General features: G+C 62.9%; 21 protein-coding genes. 14 read left to right on the top strand and 7 right to left on the bottom strand.

Annotation, left to right across the window (positions count from 1 at the left end; genetic code table 11):
- Window positions 1–10: 10 nt before the first annotated feature.
- Window positions 11–1,927: an EAL domain-containing protein gene (locus HNO52_RS11860; protein WP_197565513.1), complete on the bottom strand. Its 1,917-nt coding sequence runs from the start codon at window positions 1,925–1,927 to the stop codon at window positions 11–13.
- A gap of 76 nt (window positions 1,928–2,003) precedes the next feature.
- Window positions 2,004–2,711 carry a transglutaminase-like cysteine peptidase gene (locus HNO52_RS11855; protein WP_197565512.1) on the bottom strand — a complete coding sequence of 236 codons (708 nt, stop codon included), beginning with the start codon at window positions 2,709–2,711 and terminating at the stop codon, window positions 2,004–2,006.
- Between the two features lie 275 nt (window positions 2,712–2,986).
- On the opposite strand from HNO52_RS11855, the gene HNO52_RS11850 reads away from it, so the two are divergent.
- The 4 genes from HNO52_RS11850 to HNO52_RS11835 are packed head-to-tail and all read left to right on the top strand — an operon-like array spanning window position 2,987 to window position 6,594.
- The gene (locus tag HNO52_RS11850) at window positions 2,987–5,137 is read left to right on the top strand and encodes a type VI secretion system Vgr family protein (RefSeq protein WP_197565511.1); all 2,151 of its coding nucleotides are present in this window, start codon (window positions 2,987–2,989) and stop codon (window positions 5,135–5,137) included.
- The gene (locus tag HNO52_RS11845) at window positions 5,134–5,994 is read left to right on the top strand and encodes a DUF4123 domain-containing protein (protein ID WP_197565510.1); all 861 of its coding nucleotides are present in this window, start codon (window positions 5,134–5,136) and stop codon (window positions 5,992–5,994) included. The genes HNO52_RS11850 and HNO52_RS11845 overlap by 4 nt, the downstream gene beginning before the upstream one ends.
- Window positions 5,984–6,436 carry a DUF3304 domain-containing protein gene (locus HNO52_RS11840; RefSeq protein ID WP_232090255.1) on the top strand — a complete coding sequence of 151 codons (453 nt, stop codon included), beginning with the start codon at window positions 5,984–5,986 and terminating at the stop codon, window positions 6,434–6,436. The genes HNO52_RS11845 and HNO52_RS11840 overlap by 11 nt, the downstream gene beginning before the upstream one ends.
- Window positions 6,433–6,594: a hypothetical protein gene (locus tag HNO52_RS11835; RefSeq protein ID WP_197565508.1), complete on the top strand. Its 162-nt coding sequence runs from the start codon at window positions 6,433–6,435 to the stop codon at window positions 6,592–6,594. The genes HNO52_RS11840 and HNO52_RS11835 overlap by 4 nt, the downstream gene beginning before the upstream one ends.
- On the opposite strand, the gene HNO52_RS11830 is transcribed toward HNO52_RS11835, so the two are convergent.
- Entirely contained in the window at window positions 6,588–7,607 is a 1,020-nt protein-coding gene (locus HNO52_RS11830) for an IS30 family transposase (RefSeq protein WP_197565507.1), read from the bottom strand. The genes HNO52_RS11835 and HNO52_RS11830 overlap by 7 nt on opposite strands.
- Between HNO52_RS11830 and HNO52_RS11825 the strand changes: the two genes are divergently transcribed.
- A complete protein-coding gene (locus tag HNO52_RS11825; RefSeq protein WP_197565506.1) occupies window positions 7,606–9,396 on the top strand; it encodes a T6SS phospholipase effector Tle1-like catalytic domain-containing protein in 1,791 nt (596 codons plus the stop codon). The genes HNO52_RS11830 and HNO52_RS11825 overlap by 2 nt on opposite strands.
- Before the next feature lie 30 nt (window positions 9,397–9,426).
- Here HNO52_RS11825 and HNO52_RS11820 read toward each other — a convergent pair whose 3' ends face one another.
- The 3 genes from HNO52_RS11820 to HNO52_RS11810 are packed head-to-tail and all read right to left on the bottom strand — an operon-like array spanning window position 9,427 to window position 12,745.
- Window positions 9,427–10,602 carry a cation diffusion facilitator family transporter gene (locus tag HNO52_RS11820; protein ID WP_197565505.1) on the bottom strand — a complete coding sequence of 392 codons (1,176 nt, stop codon included), beginning with the start codon at window positions 10,600–10,602 and terminating at the stop codon, window positions 9,427–9,429.
- Entirely contained in the window at window positions 10,599–11,789 is a 1,191-nt protein-coding gene (locus HNO52_RS11815) for a 1-acyl-sn-glycerol-3-phosphate acyltransferase (RefSeq protein WP_197565504.1), read from the bottom strand. The genes HNO52_RS11820 and HNO52_RS11815 overlap by 4 nt, the downstream gene beginning before the upstream one ends.
- A 26-nt stretch (window positions 11,790–11,815) precedes the next feature.
- Window positions 11,816–12,745, bottom strand: coding sequence for a recombination-associated protein RdgC (locus HNO52_RS11810; RefSeq protein ID WP_197565503.1), 930 nt, complete (start codon window positions 12,743–12,745; stop codon window positions 11,816–11,818).
- Between the two features lie 181 nt (window positions 12,746–12,926).
- Between HNO52_RS11810 and HNO52_RS11805 the strand changes: the two genes are divergently transcribed.
- From HNO52_RS11805 to rpsA, 7 genes are all read left to right on the top strand, one after another.
- The gene (locus HNO52_RS11805) at window positions 12,927–13,355 is read left to right on the top strand and encodes an acyl-CoA thioesterase (RefSeq protein ID WP_197565502.1); all 429 of its coding nucleotides are present in this window, start codon (window positions 12,927–12,929) and stop codon (window positions 13,353–13,355) included.
- Between the two features lie 152 nt (window positions 13,356–13,507).
- Window positions 13,508–16,240 (top strand): DNA gyrase subunit A, encoded by a 2,733-nt coding sequence (gyrA, locus tag HNO52_RS11800; RefSeq protein WP_197565501.1) that lies wholly within the window; start codon window positions 13,508–13,510, stop codon window positions 16,238–16,240.
- 197 nt (window positions 16,241–16,437) lie between these two features.
- Window positions 16,438–17,523 carry a 3-phosphoserine/phosphohydroxythreonine transaminase gene (gene serC / locus HNO52_RS11795; RefSeq protein WP_197565500.1) on the top strand — a complete coding sequence of 362 codons (1,086 nt, stop codon included), beginning with the start codon at window positions 16,438–16,440 and terminating at the stop codon, window positions 17,521–17,523.
- Window positions 17,524–17,526: 3 nt separating this feature from the next.
- Window positions 17,527–18,621: a prephenate dehydratase gene (gene pheA, locus HNO52_RS11790; RefSeq protein ID WP_197565499.1), complete on the top strand. Its 1,095-nt coding sequence runs from the start codon at window positions 17,527–17,529 to the stop codon at window positions 18,619–18,621.
- Window positions 18,622–18,644: 23 nt separating this feature from the next.
- On the top strand, window positions 18,645–20,912 hold the full coding sequence (locus tag HNO52_RS11785; RefSeq protein WP_232090248.1) for a bifunctional prephenate dehydrogenase/3-phosphoshikimate 1-carboxyvinyltransferase: 2,268 nt from the start codon (window positions 18,645–18,647) through the stop codon (window positions 20,910–20,912).
- A complete protein-coding gene (gene cmk / locus HNO52_RS11780; RefSeq protein ID WP_197565498.1) occupies window positions 20,909–21,595 on the top strand; it encodes a (d)CMP kinase in 687 nt (228 codons plus the stop codon). The genes HNO52_RS11785 and cmk overlap by 4 nt, the downstream gene beginning before the upstream one ends.
- A gap of 179 nt (window positions 21,596–21,774) precedes the next feature.
- The gene (gene rpsA, locus HNO52_RS11775; protein WP_197565497.1) at window positions 21,775–23,451 is read left to right on the top strand and encodes a 30S ribosomal protein S1; all 1,677 of its coding nucleotides are present in this window, start codon (window positions 21,775–21,777) and stop codon (window positions 23,449–23,451) included.
- A 223-nt stretch (window positions 23,452–23,674) separates the two neighbouring features.
- Here the strand turns inward: rpsA and rimO are convergent, their stop codons facing one another.
- Window positions 23,675–25,036, bottom strand: a complete 1,362-nt coding sequence (gene rimO, locus HNO52_RS11770; RefSeq protein ID WP_197565496.1) for a 30S ribosomal protein S12 methylthiotransferase RimO — start codon at window positions 25,034–25,036, stop codon at window positions 23,675–23,677.
- A gap of 174 nt (window positions 25,037–25,210) precedes the next feature.
- On the opposite strand from rimO, the gene HNO52_RS11765 reads away from it, so the two are divergent.
- Window positions 25,211–25,621, top strand: coding sequence for an SRPBCC family protein (locus HNO52_RS11765; protein ID WP_197565495.1), 411 nt, complete (start codon window positions 25,211–25,213; stop codon window positions 25,619–25,621).
- 121 nt (window positions 25,622–25,742) lie between these two features.
- Window positions 25,743–25,931, top strand: coding sequence for a hypothetical protein (locus HNO52_RS11760; protein ID WP_197565494.1), 189 nt, complete (start codon window positions 25,743–25,745; stop codon window positions 25,929–25,931).
- Window positions 25,932–25,935: the final 4 nt, after the last annotated feature.

Here is a 25,935-nt window from a genome sequence, read left to right as displayed (position 1 = left end):
AGGGATATTTTCAACCGCCGTTAACGCTCTGTTCACGGATCCCTGGGCCCGTCACCCCATCCAGCCCCAGCTCGAAGAGAGTATCAGCGGCTCCCTGGTTTTCCACGCCTTCCGCAATAGCCATGATGCCGAGAGAGTGGGCCAGCGTGGCCATACCTCGCAGCAAGCTCTGCTGATCGCTACGGCTCTCGATTTCCTGGCTCAAGGCGCCATCGATCTTCATGAAGCTCAGGCCCAGGTCCTGCAACCCTTCGATCTTGCCGAATTGGGTGCCGACATGTTCCAGGCCAACCCGACAGCCTAACCCCAGCAGGGCATGGCATAGCGTCTTCAGCGGTTGCGGTTGCTGCAAGGCTACGGACTGCGGCAGCTCGAACCACAGCTTGTCTGCAATGCTCTGGCGCGCCCGTACACGAGAGAGCAGCTCGCCGACGAAGTGGCCATCATTGAGCGAATCGGGCGAGAGGTTGATCGCCACCGCTTTGCCGCTAGTCTCCACGTCCGAAATTGCAGCCGAAATCGCAGCCAGATCGAGCGAGGGTGCCATGGCCAGGCGCGATACCCAGGGCAGGAACACGCCCGCTGGGCGCCATTCCCCCTTCAGCCGCAGGCGCGAGGGCACCTCGTGGTGGATCAGTTGGCCCTGTGCATCGAGTACAGGATAGTGGGCCAGGAATACACCTTGATCGAGGGCTTCCGTCAGTGCCTCGCGCCACTCGTCATGGTTCGTGAAGAGCACGCTGCTGGCAGGCTGGTCGACGATCTCTTGACTGTTTCCGCCGCGGGCCTCGGCGGCGGCCAGCGCACCGTCGAGGCTGGCCAATAGTTGGGTGCGGCTCTCGCCCTGATGGTATTGGCACAGGGCGGAGGGCAGCGACACGGTAGCACCGAACTCCTCGCCCAGGCTGCGCAGGCGCTCCGCCAGGTCGTTGCCGAGTGCTTCAAGATCGTGATGACGTGGTAAGGTCAGGGCGAAATCGCTGCCGTTGAGGCGTCCCACCGTGCCGTATCCGTATAGGTTAGCCAACTGATCCAGGCGTCGAGCGACCCGAATCAGTAGCGTATCGGTTGCCCCATGCCCCAGCTGCTGGTTGAGTTCGGCAAGGCGCGCGACACGTACCATGGCCAAGGTGCCGCTGGCGTCGTCCTTCTCGCTCTTTAAATGCGCCTGCAACTGATCCAGGAAAGGCGCTCGGGTGAGCGTATCCGTTACCGGGTCGTGTTGCATGCGCCGCCGTAGCTGGTCGAGCTTGTCGCTCTCTTCACCCAGCATGCGGCGTACAGCTTCCGAGAGTTGGTTCATGGCCTGCACCACTTCCCGCAGTTCACGCGTACGCGGCTCGTTGGCCACCATGAAGCGGCGCTGGCCGATGGCCTGGGCCTGGCTGACCACGTTGCGCAGCGGGCGGCGAATGGTGCTCACGATCCAGCCCGCCAGCAGCAAGCTAACGACGCCGGCAAGGGCGAACCAGCCGGCCAGCTCCAGGCTACTGCGCCACAGTGAGCGGTAGGCAAAGCTGCGCTGGCTTTCCAGTTCCAGGGTACCGTACTGCTGCCAGCCATTCTGTACCACCGCATGGCCCGCTGGGACATCGAAACGTACCAGCTCGACGAACCAGGCAGGTACGTCGTCGACATATTCGCCGGCGGTGCGCTGCTCGATTATCTCTCCCTCGGCGTCGCGCAACTCGATGCGCTGGTAGTGGCCGGTATCGAACTGGGCGGCCAGCAGCAGCTCCAGAATGACGGGGTCCTTCTCCATCTGGCTCATCGACAAGGCCAAGGCATTAGCGTTGTCATTGTTCTTGATCTCTATCTCCTGCTCGATGTAATGACGGCTGCTCGTCACGCCGATGAGCAGGCTGCCAACGAAAGCCAGCAGCAGCAGTGTCGTGATGGTAAGCCAGAGCTGCTTGATCAATGACATGTCTTCGTTCCCCCCGGGAATGAACGCCCTGATTTGTTCCGTTGCGTCGATCGGTTCTTGTCGTGTGGCCTTGTCATCACATGAATCCCTGCTGCTGCATACGTTCGATCACATTTCGCCAGCGTGACAGGCGTGCCACCGGATCGGCCCGCGACTGGCTGGAACCGCCGGCCCACAGGCCCTGGCTGTTGAAGCTGAATACCGGGTCGAGATCGGTACGCTGGGTGGCAGGAGTGATCGAAGGAACGAGGTTGTCGAGTATCTGAGGCACCGCCGTTGGCGTCTCGTAGTAACCCAGCACCATATGGGCTTGCACGATCTGGCTGCGGCCGATGCGGGCACGAACGTAGATCATGCGCAGGCGAGAACCGGGCACGCCGAGTTCCTTGAGCGTCACGTACTTGGCGATCGAGTAGTCCTCGCAGTCGCCCTGGCGCTTGCCCATGGTCTCCAGCGGGGTGGCCCAGTAGTCCTCGTCGCCCCAGATCTGAACGTCCTCGAGCCAGCGCACCCGGCGATTGAAGAAGTCATTGACCTCGCGCAGCTGCAAGTCGAGGTCGACACCTTGCAGCCGGTCGAGCAGCGTGAACCACTCCTCGAGAATGGTGAGGCCCGAACTGCCATACAGGCGCTGCATTCTGTCACGCAGGCGGGCGCGATCGATCCGGGCCTCGAGTGCCGTTGGGGTGATGCCCAACCCGGCGGCCAGCAATAGCCCCCCCAGGCCGGCCAGAAATCGGCGGCGACCGGGCTTGAAGCCATGTGGGGGAGGGCGATGCGTCATCGTGCGCGCCAAAGCATGTTAGCGAATGTAAGCTGTTAGGCGAGTATAGAGGAGTGATAACGCCAACACGATAGGCATGGCTTTCTTACAGCGCCTCAAGTGGCCTGTCTCAGCAAGAAGTATGTGTCGCTACAGTCGAGTTTTGTAAGATATTGCCGACATCTTGCGTCAGCCAAAAACGCTTTGTGCCCTGTTCGTCTTGTTCCAGCGCTTCGCTTGCGTAACCTTGCGTATTTCTCCAGCGCATTCAGCAGGTGACTTGAAGGAACATGCCCATGGCCGACGCAACTGGATTGCAATTCACCCTCGAGCTCGCCGGAGCCGGAGCGGCCGACTTGGCGGTGGTCGACTTCTCCCTGGAGGAGGCGCTCTCCGCGCCCTTCACCCTCACGGTGCGTTTCGCCAGCCGCGACGGCAGTCTCTCCGCCAGCACGCTGCTCGACCGCCCGGTGACCCTGACCGTCTGGCAGGACGGCGAGGTGCTGCGCCGGGTCAACGCCATCGTCAGCGAGTTCGGTCGCGGCGACCGCGGCCACCGGCGCACCATGTACTCGCTGGTCGCCCGCCCGGCGCTCTGGCGTCTCGGCCTGCGCCACAACTCGCGCATCTTCCAGCAGGTCTCGCCGCTCACCGTGCTCAACACCCTATGCGACGAACGCAGCCTCACCGACGTCGCCTTCGCCGCCACCCGCGAACCGGCCGAGCGGGAGTACCTGACCCAGTACCGTGAGAGTGACCTCGACTTCATCCAGCGCCTGGCCGCCGAAGAGGGACTGTTCTACTTTCACGAGTTTTTCGAGATAGGCTTCGAGACGGGCGGCGAGACACCCAGCGCCGCCCACCGCCTGGTGTTCGCCGACGCGCCCCAGGCGCTGGCCCACCTGGGCGAGCGTACCTACCACGGCCGGGCCGGCGGCACCCCGCCCAAGCGCCACGTGCGCAAGCTCCAGCAGCTCGCCCGGGTCGCCCCGGCCTCGGTCACGCTCAAGGACTACTCGTTCAAGAACCCCGCCTATGCGCAGCTTCACGAACACGCCGCGGAGGGCCTGGAAGCGCATGCGCAAAGAGACGACTACGAACATTACGACTACCCCGGCCGCTACAAGGCCGACGCCTCCGGCGAGGCCTTCACCCGCATTCGCCTCGAGCACCTGCGCAACGACGCCCTGACCTGTAGCGCCGAAAGCGACCTGCCCGAGCTCGCCCCGGGCACGCGCTTCACCCTCACCGACCACGATCTCGACGAGCTCAACCGCGACTGGCAAGTCATCAAGGTCACCCACAACGGCAGCCAGCCCCAGGCCCTTGAGGAAGATGGTGTCACCCAGGGTGACGCGGCGGGGTTGGGGCAAATGACCAAGTTCGACAACACCCTGGTCCTCACCCCCGCCGACCGCGCCTGGCGCCCCGAGCCCAACCCCAAGCCCCGTGTCGACGGCCCGCAGATCGCCTTCGTCGTCGGCCCCGAAGGCGAAGAGATCTACTGCGACGAACACGGCCGGGTCAAGGTGCAGTTCCCCTGGGACCGCTACGCCGAGCCCAATACCGCCGGGGCTGAAGGCGAAGCCGCTGGAAGAGCGCCCAGTGCCTGGGTGCGCGTCAGCCAGGGCTGGGCCGGCGGTGGCTACGGCAGTATCGCCATCCCGCGGATCGGGCATGAGGTGGTGGTCAGCTACCTGGAGGGCGACCCCGATCAGCCGCTGATCACCGGGCGCACCTACCACGCCGTCAACACCTCGCCCTACGAACTGCCGGCGCACAAGACCCGCACCGTCATCCGCACCCAGAGTCACCAGGGCGAAGGGTTCAATGAACTTCGCTTCGAAGACCAGGCCGACGAAGAGCAAATCTGGCTCCACGCCCAGAAGGACCTGGAACTGCTCACCAACAACGACCGCACCGAAGAGATCGGCAACGACAGCTTCCTCAGCGTGCATCACGACCGCATCGGCGAGATCGACGGCGACGAACACCACACCGTGCGCGGCAACCGGCACGAGCAGACCGACGGCAACCAGCACCTCACGGTGCAGGGTACGCTGCACGTCAAGGCCGGCCAGGCCTGGCTCAGCGAGAGTGGCCGCGAACTGCACATCAAGGCCGGCCACAAGGTCGTTCTCGAAGCCGGCAGCGAGCTGACGCTGAACGCCGGTGGCAGCTTCCTCAAGCTCGACGCCAGCGGCGTGACCCTCGTCGGGCCCACGGTGAAGGTCAACGCCGGCGGCAGTCCCGGCTCGGGCACCGGACAGGCGACTGAGGTGCCATTGCTGCCGGGGAGGGCGGTGCCGGAGGGGCACGACCAGATTGAAGCCATTACGCACGACCCATTGCGTACCACTCGCCTGAGAGTACCGGAGGTGTGCGAAGAGTGCTGGCAAAAGGCCATCGCGGAGGGCCAATACGCCGTGCCGGAGAACAGTCCATGAACGGTGACCTGATACCCGATGCATGGCGGGAGGCCGCTCTGCCCAGCGGGATAAGGCGCTACGCTGTGATCGAAATGGCCACTCTCGTTCCGGCGGCACGTACCGAGTTGTTCGATAGTTTCGGTAGCGATAGCCCCTTCTGGGCGTTGATCGATGACGACACCCAACCCCATCTCAAGCGAGAAGGACCCTGGTTACTCGAAGTCAGCGATGCGTGCCTCAGTTCGTGGCAGCACCTCGACTCGCTCTCTTGTGCACTTCATGCCTGGATCGAGAGCAGACTCGAAGGGCAGCTTCTGGCAGCTCAACTGGCTCATGCCATGGTGGTCGAGAATCAGTCAGGTAACCGTTCCCTGCTGCGTTTCTATATGGCGGAGCTGATCGAGCGGCTGCACGCCGAGGCGCCGGAAGAGTGCCGTGAGGCGCTGTTCGGTGGCATCGAGCGCTGGTGGTATCGAGCCAATGGAAACGAATGGGTAGCTTTGCCGGGTTTAGAACAACGCAAGCCTTCAGGAAACTGGCATTTGAAAGTCGACGACGACCTATGGGCAGCGTTGCATGGTGATACGGAAGTCATGGGGCTTACGGCTGTGCTGGTCGAAAGCGCTCCTGACCTGTTCCTGCATGTTTGCAACTGCGAGCGTCCCCGCCTGGTAGCAAGGGCTCTGGAGGGTGCCGATAGGCGGGGGCTGTTGCGTGGCTCGGATCGGCGCACCTACGTCTACCTTCAATTGAGCCAGGGGGAAGAAGCCTGGCAATCGGAAGAAATGCAGGTCTTGTTGCAGCAAGCTTCCTTGGGTGAAAAGACGCTGTTGGAACTGCTCGAAGCCAAGTATGGAGAAGCCGATGCTCGCTAATTGGGCCATGAATCGATTTTTTCGCCTGATTCCGATATGGATGCAGGTCGTTATGGTTGGTTTGGTAGTGCTTGCCTTGGCCTGGCAAGCACTTTTTCAGAAATCAGCCAGTGGAAGGCTGGCTGGGTATAACCATACGGACCGGCCCATTTTTAGCTACTGGGTGAACGGTAACTGGGGAGGTAATGGCGGTACTACCTGTTGTTGGTCATTCAAAGGCGATAGTGCTGAGGTGAGTTGGATACTCAGCATGACCGGAGAGCAGCAACGTCAAGGCATAGTAGAAGAACGTCATAGTATTAATTTGCCCATGCCAGAGCATACCCGAGGTGACCAGTATCTGCATGTACATTTCCTGCCGGGTAACAAGGTTGATCTCGTCTGGAGTTCAGAGATCAGATCTCCAAAGCTTGATCAGTATCGTGAGGAGTTTGGTAAGTGATCAATCAACACGACCTCTCATGCATCCAGGCTATTAATTTGCGGGTTAGTGATGGAGCAGCTTTGGTTCAAGGGGTAGATTGCCGAAAGAAACTAGAGATTGGTTTTTTCTTCGATGGAATAGAGGGCGGTCTCAAGTTCCAAGCGCAACACTATTGAAGGGTGCCCGGTCCAGCGACCGATTTCTTGAGCACCTCGGAATAGACTTCCAGAGGCGTTCGCCAGTCCAATGTCTTGCGCGGTCGTGTGTTCAAGGAATCCGCAATGGCATCGAGCTCTTCCTGGCTATAGACCGACAGGTCCGTGCCCTTCGGCAGGTACTGCCGCAACAAACCGTTGGTATTTTCGTTAGAGCCTCGTTGCCACGGGCTATGGGGATCGGCGAAATAGATGGCCGTCCCGGTCCGTTGTGTGATCTCGGCATGCTGCATCATCTCCCTGCCCTGGTCGTAGGTCATGGAGAGCCGCAAGGCGCGTGGGACCTCGTTCAGCTTGTCGCTGAACCCGATGGCAGCGGCGGTGGCCGTCGTGCCGTCCAGTTTGGCCAGTATCACCAGGCGCGTGGTGCGCTCCACCAGCGTGCCGACAGCGGATCGGTTGTTGGCTCCCATGATCAGGTCACCTTCCCAGTGGCCGGGCATCAGGCGGTCTTCGATCTCGGGCGGCCGCATATGAATGCTAACCAGGTCCGGGATCTGGCCACGCCGGTCTTTACCCCGGCTGCGCGGCCGACGCTTGCCGTTGCCCTGCCGCAAGCAGGCGATGAGCTCTTTCTTGAGAGAGCCTCGGGGCATCACATAGAGCGCGTTGTAGATGGTCTCGTGGGAGACCTGGCGGCGATTATCATCAGGAAACATGAGTGACAGTGTGCTGGCGATCTGCTGCGGTGACCAGTACTGGCGCAGCAGATAGGCGACTAAATCGAATAGCTCGCTGCCGGGATGCAGCTTTGGTTGCTGACGTGGCCGGTGACGCGCCAACCGAGCTCTATAGCCTGCCAGGCTGGCATCGTAGCCTCTGCTGGCATCGACCGTATGGCGAGCAAGCTCCCGTGACACGGTACTTGGCGCGCGCCCCAAGTGAGCGGCGATGGCCCGGATCGAGTGGGTGGTTCGCATCATCATGATGGCGGCTCGGTCTTCAGCAGTGAGGTGGCGATAGCAATGAGGCATGGCAACACGATACCTGATGGGTCAGGTGTTGCACTTCGTCATTGAGACCGCCGAGCGAAACCTTGAACAGGATATAATAAAAAGCAGAACCAGCAACATCGGAAGAATGTTTTTGGCTCACTTCTGGCGTGAAGATGACGAGCTGAGCATTGCTTTCAGGAAACACTACTATTCGGGTCTCGGTACCCCTTTCGAAGCCAGTCTCTCGGAGAGCCTAGTAGGCGCGGCCCACCGCATTCCCAGCGAAGGGGAAGCAACTCGGGATGGCCAGTTGCGTAGTAGTGTGACCGAGGCAGCCAAGGATGCCGCATCGGGAAACCATAACGGTCGCTGGTGGGAAGTGTTCGGCAATTCATTCAAGAAAGACATCACCCAACCTTGGAACTGGCTCAAGCAGGCACGCAATTCCGTTGTGCGCACCGGGGCGGAGGCCTTCGCACCCATTCGTGACAGTTCCCTGGCCGCCAATCTGCTGATGAGCGGATCCCATACCCGTCAATCCGCAGCGATACAAGACTTTAAAAGCAGCGTGAGTGATGTGCAGCGAAGCAGTCAGCTACCGCTTTCACGGATTCGGGTATCCGTCTTTGGCTTCGACTTCGGTGCCGCCTTGGCCAAGGCCTTTGTGCGCGAATTGCTGGACGACGTATGCGAGCGCGATGGAGAGGCCTATCGCTATGAGGGCGCCGAAGTCACGGTAGGCTTCGTTGGGCTTCTCGACTGTGTGGACCGTACCCACGCAGAGATGGGGCCGCTCGACTGGTTTCATCCGCTCATGCCGGTGCTCGACGATGGCGGCGCCCTGCATTCGGGTTGCCAGTGTGCCCTGCATTTGATTGCCGCTCATGAGCGACGTTTCTATCGTCGCTGCCGCCCCTTGGGTGGACATAACGCCAACTGGCGCGAAGAGCTCTGCCCAGGCATCAGCGAAGACATCGGCGGCGGTCTGGTTTCCGATGAGCAGAAGAACAGTGCCGAGCTATCTCGGGCTACATTACACCGCATGTATCGCCAGGCAACGCGAGCAGGAGTTCCCTTTCCCTCGTTAGAAAGACTGCGTGAAAAGGATGCCATGACAGCGCAGCTTTTCGAGCTGAACGACCGGATAGAAGGCTACTCGTTGATGGCGATGGCCCTCCATTACCGGCGGGAGACATCGGGCCACCGAAGCCCGACAGTGGAGAGCTTTCGCTTCCATACGCTGATTTACCTGGCCTGGTTGGCTCTGCGCTATCGCGATTATCGCGAAGCCTTGGCCATACTTGAGAATCGAGAGGATGCGCTACCCAACCGTTATTACAACCACACGCTGGGGGCGGTGACTTCTTCTCTCACCATGGATTCAGACCAATGGGAACGGGAAGAAGCAGAGCGGGCCGACATCGATGCGGGGCTCGCCGACTTGAAGGCAAAATGGGGATGGCTGGAGCAGGTCGACAGCGAAGCTCAGCACATACGCAGTCGTTTCAACTCGCCCGACAGCAACACGCGGCGGCATGCCCGAGCCGTGCTGCGCGAAAACCTCGTCCTGGCAGAAAACTGGCATCGATGGACTCGTGAAGAGTCCCCTCCTGAACTCCTCGAGCCCATCGATTTGTTATTCGCCTACGGGTTGCATGACAAGCAGCCGGAAGAAATGGCCTATCGCAACCGCCAACCCAACCAGAGCAGCGGCGGGTATCGGTTCATGACTTATCGGGACATCGACCGACCGGAAGAAGGGGACTCAGCCAATGAAATAGCTGAAATGCATCCTCGCGAAAGAGTCCCCGCCTGGACTGCGCGTTAAGAGCTCATAGGTCATGACAACGCCACTGACCTACCCCTTACCCGGCCCTTGCCATACTCGCAGTCTGCCCACCCAGGCCAGCTCCTGGGCGGCCTCGCGCAATTCACGGGCGGCGTCTTCCAGGCTCTGCTGGGGTGGTAACTCGTGTACGTAGACCGAGATATCGATCTGTTCCGCGAGATAGTGCAGGTCGAGGGCAACACGGTCCTGCCACACGGGGCAATCCTGCCAGGCCTCGTCGAGCATGTTCTCCACGTCCTGACGCAGGGGCAGGCCGGGGCGCAGGCTGTGTTCGATCTGCTCGGAGTCGTCTTCCGGGTCGATATGGAAGGTCACGTCGGCCAGTTCAGGGTAGGCGTTGCGTAGCTGCCGGCTCACCGCATTGCCGATCTCGTGGGCCTCGGAAACGGTCAGGCGCGGCGGCACCACGATATGCAGGTCGAGCACCACATGGCTGCCCACCGAGCGGGTACGCAGGTCGTGAACGCTGTCCACGCCGGGTACCGCTTCCGCGATGACCTTCATCTGCTCCTGGTCGCTTTCCGGCAGGGCGGTATCGATCAATTCCCGGCCAGATTCCCACAACAGCCGCCAGCCCACTTGGCCGACCATGACGCCGACGATGATGGCTGCCACGGCATCGACCCAGCCTGCGCCGAACTGGGCGGCCACCAGGCCGACCAGCACCACGCCGGTAGAGAGCGCATCCGAGCGTGAATGCCAGGCATTGGCTTCGAGCAGGCGCGAGCGAACGCGCTTCGCCACGGCGAGGGTGAAGCGGAAGATCCACTCCTTGGCGATCAAGGAAATGACGGCCACCCCGATGGCCCAAAGCCCCGGTTCGGGAATCGGCTCGCCTGCCATCAGCCGGGTGAGGCTGGCCCAGGCAATGCCACCGGCGACGAAGATCAACACGCTGCCCAGCCACAGGGTGGCCAACGTCTCGATCCGGCCGTGGCCATAGGGATGGTCGCTGTCCGGCGCCTGGCGGCCGAAGTGGGTTGCCGCCAGCACGAAGGCATCCGTCACCAGGTCGGAGAAGGAGTGAATGCCGTCCGCGATCAGGGCGGCGGAGCCAACCAGCATGCCGGTGACGAGCTTGAGCAGGCCGACCGCAAGGTCGATCACCGCACCAACCAGAGTGACCCGGTGTGCCTCACGCGCCTGGGCGCCGCGGTCGGGTGGCTGGTGAGTGAGCGTATTCACGGCGCTGTCAGGTCACGGCCAGCGAGCCGTGCCGCCTTGTTGCGAACGGGGTTGGCATACTGGGTCAGCCACCAGTCGCGCAGCTCTGCAGGCACATCGTTCAGGCGCGCCTGGAAGCGTGCCCGGTCGACGTCGCTGACCTCGCTCATGTCCAGCAGCTCGGGGGCATCGCCCAACGCTTCCAAAGCCAGGTAGTGACTGGGGAAGAGGTGGTATCCACCGACCACCTGGCGGTCGATCTCGGCGGCCACCGCTTCCGGGGTGTCGAAGCCGGTACCGAGTGGCTCGCCAAAGCGCAGTTCCACGCGCCCCTTGTGGCCGGTGATGCCTGCCACGATGGAGCTAATGTCCTCGAATTCGCTCTTCTCGTAGCTGCCCTGGCTGTGAATGGCGTGTAGTTCGCGCGCTTTCTGCAGGTCGCAGGGGTCGTACTCGTAGCTGATCGACACCGGAACCATGCGCAGCTCGGCGATGGCATCGCCGATGGGGGCGCTACGATCCTCCTGGCGCCTGGCCATGGTCAGCATCTTGATGATGGCCGTATCGGTACGGTCGATGCCGTCCTTGGCGCGTCCCTCGCGCTGAGCCATCCAGATCGAGTGATTGTCCTCGGTGATCGAATGGCGAATATAGCTCGAGAGGTTCTGATAGGCTGCCAGCATGGCGCGCTTGCCGCGCAGGGCACGCGGCACGATGAAGCTCTTGTTGAGCCGCATCAGGTCGGTCACGTAGGGCTTCTTGAGCAGGTTGTCGCCGATGGCGATGCGCACCGTATCGCGCCCGGCCTGGTGCAGGGCGTAATTGACGAAGGCCGGATCCAGCGAGATGTCACGATGGTTGCCGATGAACAGGTAGGCAGTATCCGGGTTCAGGTGCTCGAGTCCCTCGACGCGAAAATCGTCGGTGGAGGTGCGGATCATGCGCTCCATGTAATACGCCACGCGCATCTGAAAATCGCGCACGCTGTTTACGTCGCGGGTCTCGCGGCGAATCGCGTAGGAGGCCAGGGCGCGCGCCAACCAAGGCAGCGTGCGGCTCAGGCGCGGCAGCCGGTAGCGGGTCAGGGCATCGAGCAGCTCACGGTTTGCGGCCAGTTTAGCCAGTACCGCTGCTGCCTCGTCGTCCCGGTAGGGGCGGATATCGGCCCAGGGATCCGTTGAAGTCGTGCCTGTCGCGGTGTCGGTCATCTGTGTGTCTTGGTTGCCAGGTTGAATCATTCACTTTCCTGCGGGGCGGCATTGGCCTCGCCGCCCAGCCAAGTGATCAGTTGTTCCACCTCTTCGGCCAGGGCCTGGGCCATCAGCATGAAGTCGGCTTCGAGACGCACGATGGCATCGCCATCGTCCTCGATCTCACCCGCTTCGTCGATCAGGGCGTCACTGAACCGCAGGGATTTGAGCGTCAGGTCATCGTGCAGCACATAGGCGAGCCGTCCCTCGACCTCGACCCCCAGGCGGCTGGCCTGCCTACCGGCAGAGAGCAGCTGTTGGATCTCGTCGCTGTCCAGATCCACCTGGCGCGCGCGCAGTACGCCGTCGTCGCCCTTGGCCTTGAGCTCAACCTGATCGCCGAGCTGCAGCGAGGCAGGGCGAGAGTCTTCTTCGGCAAGCCACTGCGTCATGGCACGCATCGGCAGGGTCTGGGTCGCCAGCGGCGTGACTTTCAAGCTGCCAAGCGTCTCACGCAGCAGATCCAGCGCCTCTTCGGCGCGCTTGCGCGAGCTGGTGTTGACCGCGATCAGGTTGCGCCGCGTATCCCACCACAGGTCGACCTTCTGGCTGCGGATGAAGGCGCGCGGCAACAACTCCTCGTAGATCTGTTCCTTGAGTTCCTGCTTCTCCTGGCGGCGCAGCTTGCGGCCCTCGCGGGCCTCGATGTCAGCGCCGCGCTCTTCCAGCTCTTCGCGCACTACGCCGGCGGGCAGCAGCCGCTCATGGCGCAGCATGGTCATCAAGCGTTGCCCCTGCAGCTCGTGCAGCAGGGCGGTACCGGCGCGCCCGGCGGGAGGGCACCAGCCAACGCGCCTGGCTTCCTGACTGCCGGGCGTACGTGCCGCCTGCTCGGCCAGGGCGGCTTCCAGGTCGGCTGCGGGAATCCCCGCCGACCCGTGCAGGCGGTAAAGGTGCAAGTGCTTGAACCACATGGCGCATTTCCTGAGCGTAAAGGACGCATATTATGGCGAAGGGGGAACGTGGGTTCCAGTGGCACTTGTGGCTTTCTCGCCGGAACCAGAGAGAGAATTCAAACTCTTGTTTGAATTCGGAGTGAAGGCGAGCCTAGAATCGAGCGGGATCGTCACTAGTAAAGGAAGGAGAGTATCGCCCGTGGACAAGCGAATTTCCCGCGTCACCCTGCGCGTACGTGGTTATCACCTGGATGGTTATGGCCACGTCAACAATGCCCGCTACCTGGAGTTCCTGGAAGAAGGGCGCTGGGGTTACTTCGACGACCGTCCCGAGCTTGCCCGGCATTTCGCTTCAGGCAACCCGGCGCTTGTGGCGGTCAATCTCAACATCAACTATCGCCAGGCGGCGGTAGCCGGCGATGACCTCGAGGTGCTCACCCGTGTGGCAGAGCTGGGTAGCCGCAGCGCACGCATGTACCAGGAGATCCGTCGCATCGGCGACGGCCAGCAGATAACCGATGCCGACCTCACCTTCGTGCTGCTCGACGTACGCGCCAAGCAGTCCATGGCCATCGAAGGGGAGATTCGCCAGGCACTGGAGCCGCTGGTGTTGCCCAAAGAAAGCTAAGCCACGCCAATATCTCGCGGGCCCTGTCCAGCCTTCCTGTGCCCTGTGCCTCACGCTGCCTTTGTGTTGCCTGCGGTGGTATGATGGCAGGCTGTAATGGCGCATAGCTCTCATGTGCCAATCTGCTTGAAGCGCAAAGGATTCGACGACCCATGGGTGACATCGCCAGAGAGATTCTGCCAGTCAACATCGAGGACGAACTGAAGCAGTCGTACCTCGACTACGCGATGAGCGTGATCATCGGCCGAGCGTTGCCGGACGTGCGCGACGGCCTCAAGCCGGTGCACCGGCGTGTGCTGTTTGCCATGCACGAGCTCGGCAACGACTGGAACAAGGCTTACAAGAAGTCGGCCCGCGTCGTGGGCGACGTCATCGGTAAGTACCACCCCCATGGTGACAGCGCGGTCTACGACACCATCGTGCGTATGGCGCAGCATTTCTCCATGCGTCACGTGCTGGTCGACGGCCAAGGCAACTTCGGTTCCATCGATGGCGACAGCGCCGCGGCGATGCGTTACACCGAAGTGCGCATGGCCAAGCTCGCTCATGAGCTGCTGGCCGACCTCGAGAAAGACACCGTCGATTGGGTCGACAACTACGACGGCACCGAACGCATTCCCGACGTGCTGCCGACCAAGGTGCCCAACCTGCTGATCAACGGCTCCTCGGGTATCGCCGTCGGCATGGCCACCAACATCCCGCCCCACAACATGGGCGAGGTGATCGACGGCTGCCTGGCGCTGATTGATGACTATACACTGACCGTCGACGACCTGATGGAGTACATCTCGGGCCCCGACTTCCCCACGGCCGGCATCATCAACGGCCGCGCCGGCATCCTCGAGGCCTACCGTACCGGCCGCGGCCGCATCTACGTGCGCGCTCGCCACACTATCGAGCATGACGACAAGACCGGCCGCGACCACATCATCATCACCGAGCTTCCCTATCAGGTGAACAAGGCGCGGCTGATCGAAAAGATCGCCGAGCTGGTGAAGGACAAGAAGATCGAAGGTATCGCCGAGCTGCGCGACGAGTCCGACAAGGACGGCCTGCGCGTGGTAATCGAGATCAAGCGCGGCGAATCCGGCGAAGTGGTGGTCAACAATCTCTTCGCCCAGACCCAGCTGCAGAATGTCTTCGGTATCAACATGGTCGCCATCGAGAACGGCCAGCCGAAGATACTCAACCTCAAGGAAATCCTCGAGGCCTTCATTCGTCACCGCCGGGAAGTCGTCACCCGGCGTACCCTGTTCGAACTGAAGAAGGCGCGTGAACGCGGCCATATCCTCGAAGGCCTGGCCGTCGCCATCTCCAACATCGACGAGGTGATCGAGCTGATCAAGGCCTCGCCGAGCGCCGCCGAGGCCAAGGAGAAGCTGCTCGACAAGGTATGGCCGCCCGGCCAGGTCACCGCCATGCTCGAGCGTGCCGGGGCCACCTCGTGCAAGCCCGAGGAACTGGAAGAGGGCTTCGGCCTTAATACCACCGGCACCGAATACCGCCTCTCGCCGGCCCAGGCCCAGGCCATCCTCGAATTGCGTCTGCATCGCCTGACCGGGCTAGAGACGGAAAAGCTGCTCGACGAGTACCTGGGCATCCTCGAGAAGATCGCCGAGCTTACGGCCATTCTCGCTTCCAGCGAGCGCCTGCTCGAGGTGATCCGCGAGGAGCTCACCGCGGTGCGCGACCAATTCAGCGATGCGCGGCGCACCGAGATCCAGGCCAGCCATCTCGACCTCTCCATCGAAGACCTGATCGCCGAAGAAGACATGGTGGTCACGGTTTCGCGTACCGGCTACGCCAAGACCCAGCCGCTCTCCGACTACCAGGCCCAGCGCCGCGGCGGGCGTGGCAAATCGGCCACCTCGATGAAGGACGAGGACGTCATCGAGCACCTGCTGGTGGCTTCCACCCACGACACGGTGCTGTTGTTCTCCAACAAGGGCAAGGTCTACTGGCTCAAGGTCTACGAGATGCCGGCCGCCAGCCGTGGTTCCCGCGGCAAGCCGCTGGTCAACCTGCTGCCGCTGGATGAGGGCGAGGCGATCAACGCCATCCTGCCGGTGAAGGACTACAGTCCCGACTGCTACATCTTCTTCGCCACCGCCAAGGGCACCGTCAAGCGCACCAGCCTCGACCAGTTCTCGCGTCCGCGCAGCGTCGGCCTGATTGCCATCGACATCGAGGAAGACGACCGCCTGGTGGGCGCCGCGATTACCTCGGGCAACGACCATGTGATGCTGCTGTCGTCCAACGGCAAGGCGATCCGCTTCGAGGAAACTAACGTACGCGCCATGGGGCGTACCGCCCGCGGCGTACGCGGCATGCGGCTGCTCGGCGGTGCCGAGGTGATCAGCCTGATCATCCCGCAGAGCCAGCAGATCGATGCCGATGCCGACAGCGAGACGGAAGCCGAAGAGGCCGCTGCGCTGGAGAACGGCAATGGCGGCCAGATCTACATCCTCACCGCTTCAGAGAACGGCTACGGCAAGCGCACCCGGCTCGAGGAATTCCCGCTGCGCGGGCGCGGCGGCCAGGGCGTGATCGCCATGCAGACCAGCGAGCGCAACGGCTCCCTGGTGGCGGCCATGCAGGTCTACTCGGCCGACGAGATGATGCTGATCACCGATCGCGGCACCCTGGTGCGTACCCGTGTCGATGAAGTCTCGATCACCTCGCGCAACACCCAAGGCGTGATGTTGATCCGCCTGGGCAACGACGAGAAGCTGGTCAAGACCGTGCGTATCGACGAGCCCGAGGAGGTCGAGAGCGAAGTCATCGAGGGTGAGTCCGAAGAGACAGCACCGTCCGATGGAACGGATTCGCCGGAGCAGGGCGCGGAGGAGAATGGCAACATGGGCGAGACCAAAAACGACGAGTAAAGGCCTGCCGCGCCATGCCGAGCGATGAGCGCCGGGGACCAGTCGAAGCGAGGGTCTTTTGCCATGGATGGCAAAAGTAGCTCCCAGGGAGGGGTTTACAGCGCCCTCGCGCAGGCTGGTCGCCGGGTTAGCTCATCGTCTGCTAGGGCGCTCATCTCGCCTCGACACGAAATGAGCAGAACGGAACCACGACGCTGATGACACGCCACTATAACTTCTGCGCCGGTCCTGCGGCGCTGCCCACCGCGGTGCTGGAGCGCGCGCGGGAAGAAATGCTCGACTACCACGGCCGCGGGCTCTCGGTGATGGAAATGAGCCACCGCTCGCCCGAGTTCGTGGCCATCGCCGAGCAGGCCGAGGCCGACCTGCGCGAGCTGCTCGCCATACCCGAGAACTACAAGGTGCTGTTCCTGCAGGGCGGCGCCAGCCTGCAGTTCTCGATGGTGCCGATGAACCTGCTGGGGCAGGGCGGCACGGCCAACTTCCTCTACACCGGCATCTGGGGCAAGAAGGCGCTGGCGGAAGCCAAGCATCTTGGCTTTGGCGTGCACTTGGCGGGTTCCAGTGAGGCCAGCGGCCACACCGAAGTGCCGACCCAGGCGGAGCTGGCGCTGTCGAGTGACGCCGCCTACCTGCACTACACCGCCAACGAAACCATCGGCGGGCTCGAGTTCGACTATATTCCCGACGTCAGCGTACCGCTGGTGTGCGACTACTCCTCGAGCATTCTGGCCGAGCCGCTCGACGTTTCGCGCTTCGGGTTGATCTATGCCGGGGCGCAGAAGAACATCGGCCCCGCCGGTCTGACCCTGGTGCTGGTGCGTGACGACCTACTCGACCAGCGCTGCGAGCGCATTCCCAGCCTGTTCGACTACCAGGCCGTGGCCGAGGCGGGCTCCATGGTCAACACGCCGCCCACCTACGCCTGGTACCTGGCGGGGCTGGTGTTCCAGTGGCTCAAGCATGACATCGGCGGGCTCGAGGCCATGGCGAACATCAACGCGCGCAAGGCAGCCAAGCTGTATGCAGCGATCGATGAAAGCGGCCTTTATTCCAACCCCATCGCCCTGCGCAATCGTTCGCGCACGAACGTACCCTTCGTGCTGGCCGACGAGCGCCTCGACAAGCCGTTCCTGGCCGAAGCCGAGGAAGCCGGGCTGCTCAACCTCAAGGGCCACCGCAGCGTCGGCGGCATGCGGGCGAGCCTCTACAACGCCGTACCCGAAGCGGCCGTCGATACGCTGATCGACTTCATGGCCGACTTCGAGCAACGCAGGGGATAAGCCATGACCGACGAAACCCCCACCAATCTCGACTCGCTGCGTGAGCGTATCGATTCGCTCGACAACGAGATCCTGCGCCTGATCAGCGCCCGCGCCGATTGCGCCAAGCAGGTCGCCGAAGTCAAGACGAAGCACGATCCCAGCGCCGTCTTCTATCGCCCCGAGCGCGAAGCCCAGGTGCTGCGACGCATCATGGAGCTCAACCCCGGGCCGCTCAACAGCGAAGAGATGGCGCGGCTGTTCCGCGAGATCATGTCCGCCTGCCTGGCGCTGGAGCAGCCCACCAAGGTGGCCTACCTCGGCCCCGAAGGCACCTTCACCCAGCAGGCGGCGCTCAAGCACTTCGGCGAGAGCGCGGTGAGCATGCCCATGGCGGCCATCGACGAAGTCTTCCGCGAAGTGGAGGCGGGGGCGGTCAACTATGGCGTGGTGCCGGTGGAGAACTCCACCGAGGGGGTGGTCAGCCACACCCTGGATTCGTTCATGGATTCTTCGATCCATATCTGTGGCGAGGTGGTGCTGCGCATCCATCACCATTTGCTGGTGTCCGACACCACGCTGCGCGACAAGGTCTCGCGGGTCTACTCGCACCCGCAGTCGCTGGCGCAGTGTCGCAAGTGGCTCGATGCTCACTACCCCCGCGCCGAGCGGGTGCCGGTCTCGTCCAACGCCGAGGCGGCGCGCATGATCAAGAGCGAATGGCACAGTGCCGCCATCGCCGGTGACATGGCGGCCAAGCTCTATGGCCTGGAGAAGGTGGCGGAGAAGATCGAGGACCGCCCCGACAACTCCACGCGGTTCCTGATCATCGGCAGCCAGCACGTGCCGATGTCCGGCGAGGACAAGACCTCGATCGTGGTCGCCATGCGCAACCAGCCCGGCGCCCTGCACGACCTGCTCGAACCGTTCCACCGGCACAGTATCGACCTGACCCGCCTGGAGACGCGTCCCTCGCGCACCGGGGTGTGGAACTACGTGTTCTTCATCGACTTCAAGGGGCATGTCGACGAGCCCCGGGTCGCCGCGGTACTTGAGGAAGTTCGCCTGCGCGCCTCCGAAGTGAAGGTGCTCGGCTCCTACCCCGTGGGTGTGCTGTAAGCGTGGTGGGCGGTACGACACCCGTGAATGAATCGCGCATCCTCATCGTCGGCCTTGGGCTGATCGGCGGCTCGCTTGCCGCCGCGTTGCGTGCTGCCGGCTTCAGTGGAACCATCCACTCCTGCGACCCGGACCCCGGCGAGATCGAGCGCGGCATCCAGATGGGCCTGATCGATCACGGCGATACCCGGCTCGCGCCGCTGGTGGAAGGCGCCACGCTGATCGTGCTGGCGGTGCCGGTGCTGGCCATGCAGGGCGTGATGGCCGAGCTCGCCGCGGCGTTGCCGCCAGAGGCGCTGGAGGGAGAGTCCCCGCGCGTGGTCATCACCGACGTCGGCAGCACCAAGGCCGCGGTGCGCGACTGCGCCCTGGCGGCCTTCGGCCGGCTGCCCGCCGGCCTGGTGCTGGGCCACCCCATCGCGGGCTCCGAGAAGAGCGGAGTGGCGGCCTCCAACCCGCGGCTCTACATCGGCCACAAGGTGATCCTCACCCCGGCCCCCGCAACCGCACCGGCCGCTGTGGCCCGGGTGTTAGCGCTGTGGCAGGCCTGTGGTGCCGAGGTGCTGGAAATGGGTGTCGACCGGCACGACCAGGTGCTGGCTCGTACCAGCCACCTGCCGCACCTGCTCGCCTTCTCGCTGGTGGACACCCTGGCGCGCCAGGACGAGCGGCTGGAGATCTTCCGCTACGCCGCCGGTGGCTTTCGCGACTTCACCCGTATCGCCGGCAGCGACCCGGTGATGTGGCGCGACATCTTTACCGCCAACCGCGATGCGGTGCTGGCCTCCCTCGACGACTTCGAGGTGGGGCTCGGCCGGCTGCGCCGGGCAGTGGAAGCGGGCGACGGCGATGCTATGCTTGCCATCTTCGACCGTGCCAGCCACGCACGGCACTATTTCGACTCTCTCCTGAACCAGACCAGTTATCAGGCGGAATACCAAATGCAAGAACAAGGCAAACTCACCTTCCGGGCCGCGCCCGGTGGCCGTGTAGCCGGCCGCATCCGCGTACCGGGCGATAAGTCGATCTCCCACCGTTCGATCATGCTCGGTGCGCTGGCCGAAGGCGTCACGGAAGTGAAAGGCTTTCTGGAAGGGGAGGACAGCCTGGCCACCTTGCAGGCGTTTCGCGAAATGGGCGTGGCCATCGAAGGCCCGCACCAAGGGCGCGTGACCATTCACGGCGTCGGCATGCATGGCCTCAAGGGGCCTTCCGGCCCGCTCTACGTGGGCAATGCCGGCACCGCCATGCGCCTGTTCGCCGGCCTGCTGGCGGGGCAGGCCTTCAGCACCGAGCTGATCGGTGACGCTTCGCTGACCAAGCGCCCCATGGGGCGCGTGGCCGACCCGTTGCGGCTGATGGGGGCCAAGATCGACACCGCCGAGGGCGGGCGCCCGCCGCTGAAGATTCACGGCGGTCAGAAGCTTCGCGGAATCAACTACGACATGCCCATGGCCAGTGCCCAGGTGAAATCCTGCCTGCTGCTCGCCGGGCTCTATGCCGAAGGCGAGACCCGCGTGCGCGAGCCGGCGCCCACCCGCGATCATACCGAGCGCATGCTGACCGGCTTCGGCTATCGGGTCGACCGCGAAGGCGATACCTGCTGGCTGCAGGGCGGCGGCAAGCTGACCGCCGCACCCATCGACGTGCCCTCGGATATTTCCTCCGCTACCTTCTTCCTCGTGGCAGCGGCGATCACGCCGGGCTCCAACCTGGTGCTCGAGCACGTTGGCATCAACCCCACGCGTATCGGCGTGATCAACATCCTCAAGCTGATGGGCGCCGACCTGCGCCTGACCAACGAACATGAAGTGGGCGGCGAGCCGGTAGCCGACCTGCACATCCGCTATGCGCCGCTCAAGGGCATCGACATTCCCCTCGACCAGGTGCCACTGGCCATCGACGAGTTTCCGGCACTGTTCATCGCCGCCGCCAGCGCCACCGGCACCACCCGCCTGCGCGGTGCCGAGGAGTTGCGGGTCAAGGAGTCCGACCGCATCCAGGCCATGGCCGACGGGATGGCGACCCTGGGCATCGAACACACCGTGCGGGAAGACGGCATCGACATCGTCGGCGCCGGTGGAAGTGACATCGCCTACGGCGGCGGGCGCATCGACAGCCTGGGCGACCATCGCATCGCCATGGCCTTCGTCATCGCTTCCCTGCGGGCCGGCGAGGAAATCCTCATCGATGACTGCGCCAACGTTGCCACCTCCTTCCCCGGTTTCACGGAACTTGCCCGTGTGGTTGGCCTCAGAGTGGGCGAGGAAGCGCAAGAGGTGAAGGCATGAGCGAGGCCAAGGTGTTGACCCTCGACGGGCCCGGCGGTGCCGGCAAGGGCACCATCAGCCGCCTGGTCGCCGAGCGGCTGGGCTGGCACCTGCTGGATAGCGGTGCGCTCTATCGTTTGACGGCGCTGGCCGCCGTGCGCCACGGCGTGGCCCTGAATGACGAAGCCGAGCTGGAGCGACTCGCGGCCGAACTCGACGTAGTCTTCCTCGCCGAGGATGACAAGACCCGCGTGCTGCTAGAAGGCGACGACGTCAGCCACGAGATCCGCACCGAACAGGTGGGCGATGCCGCCTCGCAGGTCGCTGCGCTGAACGGCGTGCGCCAGGCGCTGCTGCAGCGTCAGCGCGACTTCAGGAAGCCCCCGGGGCTGGTCGCCGACGGTCGCGACATGGGAACCGTGGTATTCCCCGATGCCGAGCTCAAGGTATTCCTCACGGCAAGCCCCGAGGAGCGGGCGCACAGGCGCCACCTTCAGTTGCAGGAGGCGGGGGTGGATGCTAGTCTATCGAGTCTTTTGAAGGAAATTCAGGCACGCGATGCACGCGACATGCAGCGCAGCGTGGCTCCACTCAAGCCGGCAGATGATGCCATAACGCTTGATACCACGAGCCTGAAGATACCGGAAGTGGTGGAACGGTTGACGGAGTGGCTCGCAGAGCGCGGCCTCGTCCCCGAGACTTGATCTCCCTTGCGGCGCCCTCGAGCGGATGTCATGGCATGGTCGGGCAATAACACTCTTGCAAGCCCGGTCAGGTCCAACCAGCGTTAACGTCCCCGGGGGTTTGGTAAATAAGGCCCGCACTCGCTGGTGGTGCGGAGAAGGCGGCAACGCCTCAACACCGTTGATCACGTAGGAAAATCATGAGCGAAAGCTTTGCTGAACTGTTTGAACAGTCACTGCAGGACATCAACATGGAGCCGGGCGCGATCGTCACGGCTACCGTCGTCGACATCGAAGGTGACTGGGTCACCGTCAATGCCGGCCTGAAGTCTGAAGGGCAGATTCCCGCGGCGCAGTTCCGCGACGATAACGGCGAGCTCACCATCGCCGTCGGCGACGAAGTCAGTGTCGCCCTGGAAGCCGTCGAAGACGGTTTCGGCGAGACCCGTCTGTCTCGCGAGAAGGCCAAGCGCGCCGAAGCCTGGAAGGTTCTGGAAGCGGCCTTCGAGAAAGAAGAAATCGTCAAGGGCGTGATCAACGGCAAGGTCAAGGGCGGCTTCACCGTCGACATCGACTCCATCCGTGCATTCCTGCCGGGTTCCCTGGTCGACGTGCGTCCGGTGCGCGACACCACGCACCTCGAGCACAAGGAACTCGACTTCAAGGTCATCAAGCTCGACCCCAAGCGCAACAACGTGGTCGTATCGCGCCGCGCCGTGCTCGAAGCCGAGAACAGCGCCGAGCGTGAAGCTCTGCTCGCCACCCTGCAGGAAGGCCAGCAGATCCTCGGTATCGTCAAGAACCTGACCGACTACGGCGCCTTCGTCGACCTGGGCGGCGTCGATGGCCTGCTGCACATCACCGACATGGCTTGGAAGCGTATCAAGCATCCGAGCGAGATCGTTGCCGTGGGCGACGAGATCAACGTCAAGGTGCTCAAGTTCGACCGCGAGCGCAACCGCGTCTCGCTGGGCCTGAAGCAGCTGGGCGAAGATCCGTGGGTCAACATCAAGGACCGTTACCCCGAGGGTACCGTGGTTCCGGCCCGCGTCACCAACCTCACCGACTACGGCTGCTTCGCCGAGCTGGAAGAGGGTGTCGAAGGCCTGGTTCACGTCTCTGAAATGGACTGGACCAACAAGAACATCCACCCGTCGAAGGTCGTCAACATCGGCGACGAAGTGGAAGTCATGATCCTCGACATCGACGAGGAGCGTCGTCGTATCTCCCTGGGTATCAAGCAGTGCACTCCGAACCCGTGGGAAACCTTCAGCGCCCAGTACAACAAGGGCGACCGTGTGGCCGGTTCCATCAAGTCGATCACCGACTTTGGGATCTTCATCGGTCTGGAAGGCGGCATCGACGGCCTGGTTCACCTCTCCGACCTGTCCTGGTCCGAGACTGGCGAAGAAGCTGTACGTCGCTTCAAGAAGGGCGACGAAGCCGAAGCCGTCATTCTCTCCATCGACCCGGAGCGTGAGCGCATTTCGCTTGGCATCAAGCAGCTCGATTCCGACCCGGTGGCCGAGTACCTGGCTGTCAACGACAAGGGCTCCATCGTCTCCGGCCGTGTGGTCGAGGTCGATGCCAAGGAAGCTCACGTCGAGCTGGCGACTGACGTCGTTGCCGTGCTCAAGGCTTCCGAGATCAGCGCCGACCGCGTCGAAGACGCGCGCAACGTGCTGACCGAGGGCGACACCGTCGAAGCCCGCATCGTCAGCGTCGATCGCAAGAACCGTGCGATCAACCTTTCGATCAAGGCCAAGGATCAGGACGACACACGTCAGAACCTGAAGAAGCTGCGCGACCAGGAAGTCGAGACCGGTGGCCCGACCACCATCGGCGACCTCATCAAGCAGCAGATGGGTCAGGACTGATCGTCCTTCGGGCTCCGCTTGCGGAGCCCGGTGAGCCAAGGCTCAATCAAGAACGCCGCCCTTCGGGGCGGCGTTCTTGTTTTCAACGTATACCAACCAAGCCAGAGGGAGGCCCTGGCAAGGGCCAGGCTAGGCAAAAATTGGCGCAGAAACGGAGTTTACAAGTTGTAAATGAGTATTCTAAGCCAATTTTTAACGACGCATGGCTGAAGATAGGGGCTTTCTATGCACCATAAAAATCCATGAACTTGACGGGCTGCGATTCCTCGATCACTTCAGCCCACAGGTCGTATTCATCGGCATTGGTTACGCGCGCTCTAACCACGTCGCCGGGGCGCAGGGTACGCTTGGCGTCCAGGAAAACCATGCCGTCGATCTCTGGGGCGTCGGCTTCGCTGCGGCCGATCGGGCCATCTTCGTCGACTTCGTCCACCAGCACTTCGATCTCGCGGCCGATCTTGCGCTCGAGGCGGGCAGCTGAAATCTGTTGCTGGTGCGCCATGAAGCGCTCCCAGCGATCCTGCTTCACTTCATCCGCTACCGGCTCCAGGCCTAATTCGTTGGCCGGCGCTCCATCCACCGGGGAGTACTGGAAGCAACCCACCCGATCTAGCTGGGCCTCGCTCAACCAGTCGAGAAGGTACTGGAAATCTTCCTCAGTCTCGCCGGGGAAGCCGACGATGAAAGTCGAGCGGATGGTCAGCTCGGGGCACAGCTCACGCCAGCGCTTGATGCGCGCCAGGGTCTTGTCCTCGAAGGCGGGGCGCTTCATCGCCTTGAGCACCTTGGGACTGGCGTGCTGGAAGGGGATGTCCAGGTAGGGCAGGATCTTGCCCTCTGCCATCAGCGGAATCAGCTCGTCCACGTGGGGGTAGGGGTAGACGTAATGCAAGCGCACACGAATACCCAGCTCGGACAGCGCCTCGCACAGCTCGGTGAGGCGCGTCTTGAACTCGCGGCCGCGCCACTCGCTAGTGGCATAGCGCAGGTCCACGCCATAGGCGCTGGTGTCCTGGGAGATCACCAGGAGCTCCTTGACGCCGGCCTTGGCCAAGCCCTCGGCTTCCTTGAGTACCTCGCCTACCGGGCGGCTCACCAGCTTGCCGCGCATGGAGGGAATGATGCAGAAGCTGCAGCTGTGGTTGCAGCCCTCCGAGATCTTCAGGTAGGCATAGTGGCGCGGGGTGAGCTTCACGCCCTGGGCCGGCACCAGGTCGAGGTGCGGATCGTGCCGGTGGTCGTGCGGAGCCGCCTCGTGCACGGCGCCGACCACGCGCTCGTACTGCTGCGGACCCGTCACTGCCAGCACGCTGGGGTGTACCTGGCGAATCGCGCTTTCGTCCACGCCCATGCAGCCGGTGACGATTACCTTGCCGTTCTCGGCGATGGCCTCGCCAATGGCATCCAGTGACTCGGCCTTGGCGCTGTCTATGAAGCCGCAGGTATTGACCACCACCACGTCGGCGTCGTCATAGCTGGGCACGATCTCGTAGCCCTCGGTGCGCAACTGGGTCAGGATACGCTCGGAATCCACCAGCGCTTTGGGGCAACCCAGTGAGACGAAACCGACCTTGGGTGTGGACATGTACTACCTCAGATGAAAAATGGGGCGCTCCATCTCGCTCGGCGATTTGCCCAGCGTTGATGATTGTGTATGGGGCGAGCGAAGATTAGCTATTCTCGTTAGCTATCGTTCAGCAGGATGGTACCCTGCAGAAAGTGGAGCATTTTAGCGTCGTACAGCAGCATAGGGAACCGCATGGCCACGATCGAACACAGCGCAATTCTCAAGGCCCCGCCGGAGCGGGTCTTTGCCCTGCTGGAGCGGGTCGAGGACTTCGTCGACTACTCCGATCTGATCAAGGCGATCGAGCCGCTCGGCGGCGAGCGCTATCGCTGGCACGTGCACGCCGTGGGCATGGACTGGACCTTCGACGTGGCCATCACCGAGAACCGGCCGCCCGAAGTACTGGCCTGGGAATCGGTGGATGGCGTTCACAACCAGGGCTGCTACCGGCTTCGTCCGGTGGCGACAGGCACTGAAGTCTCCTTCACGCTGACCTACACCATACGCAACCGGCTGGTCGAAAAGGCGGTGACCAGGGCTGCCAAACCGCTGGTGAACAAGGTGAGCCGCCAGATCCTGGAGCGGGTGGAGGCGCGGCTCTAGCCAGTATTCGGGCAAAGCCTAAGCCACCAAAAAAAGCCACGCTCCCCCTCTATTGCTTTTCTCTGGCCAGGACTAAACTCGATTCGACGAGGCCGCGTCGGCCTCTGAGAGGAAAGCTGCCGTGAGCGTTGTATCAGGCCTTGTGTGGTGTCTGGTAATTCTGTTTGCCCAACTCTGGCTGCTGCGTTACATCGATAAACGTGTGGCCGCCATGCCGCGGCTGCAGGAACCGCCCCTGGAAAAGCCGGATGGCCCGGCTGCACCGCCAACCTTGGCGTCGTCTCGGCAAGAAGGGCAGCTCGACGCGTGATCGG

Origin of the sequence: Halomonas sp. MCCC 1A13316, assembly GCF_014931605.1 — a bacterium.
In the GTDB taxonomy this organism is placed as follows: domain Bacteria; phylum Pseudomonadota; class Gammaproteobacteria; order Pseudomonadales; family Halomonadaceae; genus Halomonas.
Note: the sequence above shows the minus strand (reverse complement) of the source record. Positions and strands in the feature narration are given on the sequence as shown.

Bases quoted from the DNA above. Each gene is read 5' to 3' on its own strand.
- HNO52_RS11860 (WP_197565513.1), bottom strand. From the start codon at position 1,927: ATGTCATTGATCAAGCAGCTCTGGCTTACCATCACGACACTGCTGCTG.
- HNO52_RS11855 (WP_197565512.1), bottom strand. From the start codon at position 2,711: ATGACGCATCGCCCTCCCCCACATGGCTTCAAGCCCGGTCGCCGCCGA.
- HNO52_RS11850 (WP_197565511.1), top strand. From the start codon at position 2,987: ATGGCCGACGCAACTGGATTGCAATTCACCCTCGAGCTCGCCGGAGCC.
- HNO52_RS11845 (WP_197565510.1), top strand. From the start codon at position 5,134: ATGAACGGTGACCTGATACCCGATGCATGGCGGGAGGCCGCTCTGCCC.
- HNO52_RS11840 (WP_232090255.1), top strand. From the start codon at position 5,984: ATGCTCGCTAATTGGGCCATGAATCGATTTTTTCGCCTGATTCCGATA.
- HNO52_RS11825 (WP_197565506.1), top strand. From the start codon at position 7,606: ATGGCAACACGATACCTGATGGGTCAGGTGTTGCACTTCGTCATTGAG.
- HNO52_RS11830 (WP_197565507.1), bottom strand. From the start codon at position 7,607: ATGCCTCATTGCTATCGCCACCTCACTGCTGAAGACCGAGCCGCCATC.
- HNO52_RS11815 (WP_197565504.1), bottom strand. From the start codon at position 11,789: ATGACCGACACCGCGACAGGCACGACTTCAACGGATCCCTGGGCCGAT.
- HNO52_RS11810 (WP_197565503.1), bottom strand. From the start codon at position 12,745: ATGTGGTTCAAGCACTTGCACCTTTACCGCCTGCACGGGTCGGCGGGG.
- gyrA (WP_197565501.1), top strand. From the start codon at position 13,508: ATGGGTGACATCGCCAGAGAGATTCTGCCAGTCAACATCGAGGACGAA.
- serC (WP_197565500.1), top strand. From the start codon at position 16,438: ATGACACGCCACTATAACTTCTGCGCCGGTCCTGCGGCGCTGCCCACC.
- pheA (WP_197565499.1), top strand. From the start codon at position 17,527: ATGACCGACGAAACCCCCACCAATCTCGACTCGCTGCGTGAGCGTATC.
- cmk (WP_197565498.1), top strand. From the start codon at position 20,909: ATGAGCGAGGCCAAGGTGTTGACCCTCGACGGGCCCGGCGGTGCCGGC.
- rpsA (WP_197565497.1), top strand. From the start codon at position 21,775: ATGAGCGAAAGCTTTGCTGAACTGTTTGAACAGTCACTGCAGGACATC.
- rimO (WP_197565496.1), bottom strand. From the start codon at position 25,036: ATGTCCACACCCAAGGTCGGTTTCGTCTCACTGGGTTGCCCCAAAGCG.
- HNO52_RS11765 (WP_197565495.1), top strand. From the start codon at position 25,211: ATGGCCACGATCGAACACAGCGCAATTCTCAAGGCCCCGCCGGAGCGG.